Genomic DNA, 2,807 nt, shown 5'->3' with positions numbered 1-2,807 from the left:
AGTGCGACTCGTTCCTGAACAAAGCCTTCGTGGTTGAAGGACAAAATCAGGCACTAACAAAAGAACGAAAATTTCAGATGTTAGGAGAACTAACAATCCAAGAGGTGGAATGATGGGGTAACGCCCTGAAACGCCCCCTTAATACTCCGACTGGCGGGTGTAAGTGAAAACTGACCTGTCAGAAGCTCGGTGAAGTCGGCTGAGAGTAGCCGTATGGATTGCTGGATAATTACCAGCCCCACGAAAGCTGTCCAGAGGTGGACGGTGCTACCTATAGGCCGGAGGTCTACAAAATACCCAAGGTCAGAATGTTTGAAATATGACTGACGAAAACCGCGAATGTAAGGGTCTATACCATGACGGCATAGAAATGTGCTGGTAGCGTTCATCGCTAATCAGTGTGGTGGAGTAAAAATTGATGTTATGAAACACCATAGCACGTTACAGGCGTGTTCAAGCTGACAGGCTTAAAGCGGAGACCTAAAGGTATATGTAAAGATAGGATTGTTGGAACGAGGAAAGGCAGTAGGCTTCTACCATTAGGAAGTAAGCAGACGAATCATATAAGCTGCTGTACTACTGCTGAAAAGCAGAGGTCGAACTGATGATGTTTTCTGCGAAAAAGAGGAAAACGGAAGAATGGCCTCAAGTCAGTCAAACAGGCAACTTAGCACTTAGTCGCAATTAGGATTGCGAGTATGACAAAAAGAAGTCACTCGCCGTAAAGGAGAGTGATGCCTGATGCCAAATGAGAAGAAACCAAAAACCAAATGCGTGGAGTATCTCCGCCATGCTGAATACTACGATATGCAAAGTACCTTTGATGAACTGTATGCCAGAAGTCAGGCAGGGGAAATTTTCGAGAACCTGATGGATGTGATACTTTCAAGAGAAAATATCCTGCTGGCCTATCGGAACATCAAATCCAATACCGGGAGTATTACGCCGGGAACAGACAAGCTGAAGATTTCTGATATTGGTAAACTTACCGCTGATGAAGTCACAGCAAGGGTACGCAAAATCGTCAAGGGAGCTAAAAACGGCTACACCCCAAGAAGCGTAAGACGCAAAGACATCCCAAAACCAAACGGGAATACCAGGCCACTGGGAATCCCTTGTATCTGGGATAGATTGGTACAGCAATGTATCAAGCAGGTCATGGAACCTATCTGCGAAGCCAGGTTCAGCAACAATAGCTATGGATTCCGTCCAAATCGGTCGGTTGAAAATGCGATAGCGGCAATCTACAGGCTTATGCAAAAGTCAGGACTTCACTATGTAGTAGAGTTTGACATAAAAGGTTTCTTTGACAATGTAGACCATTCAAAACTGATAAAACAGTTATGGTCACTGAATATCCGGGATAAAGAACTGCTCTATGTAATCCGTAGGATTCTCAAAGCTCCAATCCTCATGCCGGACGGCAACACAGAACACCCAACAAAGGGAACGCCGCAAGGCGGAATTATTTCCCCACTATTGGCAAATGTGGTGCTGAATGAACTTGACCATTGGATAGAAAGCCAATGGCAGTGCAACCCGGTAACGGAAAACTACGCTTACAGAGAAAATGCGGCAGGCTGTCCGATACAAAGCCATGCGTACCGAGCAATGCGGAATACACGGCTGAAAGAAATGTATATCGTGAGATATGCAGACGATTTTCGGATTCTCTGTAGAACAAGGGAACAGGCAGACCGGACGCTGATTGCGGTCACGCAATGGCTGAAAGAACGCCTGCGCCTTGATGTTTCACCGGAGAAAACGAGAGTTGTTGACGTCAGACGGAGCTATTCTGAATTTCTCGGATTCAAAATCCGACTACGCAAAAAGGGGAAAAAGTACGTCGTTCAATCGCACATGTGCGATAAAGCATACAAAAAGGTTAAAGCCAGCCTGACTAAACAAGTCGGAAATATCAAATTTCCCAGAAAAGGACGTGGAGAAGCCGGGGAAGTACGGCTGTTCAACTCCATGGTTATGGGAATCCAGAATTACTACCAGTTAGCCACTGACATCAGCATAGACTGCGGTGATATTGGCAGAACTGTTAATACAGTTCTCAAAAACAGGCTGAAATCTGGAAAGACACACCGGCTGAAAAAGGAAGGCCGTGACCTGACAAAAATGGAAATCCAAAGATATGGGAAATCGGAGCAACTAAGATATATAGCACAATCCAAAGAACCGATTTATCCAATAAGCTATGTTCAATGTAAAAATCCAATGAGTCAGCGGCGAAAAGTGTGCGCTTACACAGCGGCAGGAAGAAGTGAAATCCATGACGATTTGCGGATAAACACTTTCTTACTGCTACAGCTAATGAGAGCGCCTACATACAGCCGCAGTACAGAGTATGCGGATAACCGTATCTCACTGTTCTCCGCTCAATGGGGAAAATGTGCGGTAACGGGAAAGAAATTTCAGTGTATAACGGAAATTCACTGCCATCACAAGAAGCCAAAAGGAATTGGAGGCAGAGATAAGTATGAAAATCTGGTATTGGTGCTTGCACCAGTACATGAACTGATACACGCAATTGATGAGGACACTATTCGTTCTTATCTCACCGCTCTTAAATTGGATACTTCGCAGCTCACAAAGCTGAACAAACTGCGAACATTGGCAAAAAGGAAACCCATTGATTTGGAGAAGCCAAATCTTACGAATAATTCTCATAATGGTATGACTAAGGAGACTAAGAAATCTGTTTGATTGATGGAACGCCGGATGCGGTGAAAGTCGCATGTCCGGTGTGAAGCGGGGGAAAAGCTGGAGATAACTTCAAAGGCTTACCTATCGCTATT

The 2,807-nt window shown here is 44.8% G+C and carries 1 protein-coding gene; it reads left to right on the top strand.

Features of this window, described 5'->3' with window-relative positions:
* The first annotated feature begins 741 nt into the window (after positions 1–741).
* On the top strand, positions 742–2,715 hold the full coding sequence (gene ltrA / locus LI241_RS15390) for a group II intron reverse transcriptase/maturase (RefSeq protein ID WP_205488513.1): 1,974 nt from the start codon (positions 742–744) through the stop codon (positions 2,713–2,715).
* Positions 2,716–2,807: the final 92 nt, after the last annotated feature.

The organism is Longicatena sp. 210702-DFI.1.196 (assembly GCF_020563125.1).
Lineage (GTDB): Bacteria > Bacillota_I > Bacilli_A > Erysipelotrichales > Erysipelotrichaceae > Longicatena > Longicatena caecimuris.
Note: the sequence above shows the minus strand (reverse complement) of the source record. Positions and strands in the feature narration are given on the sequence as shown.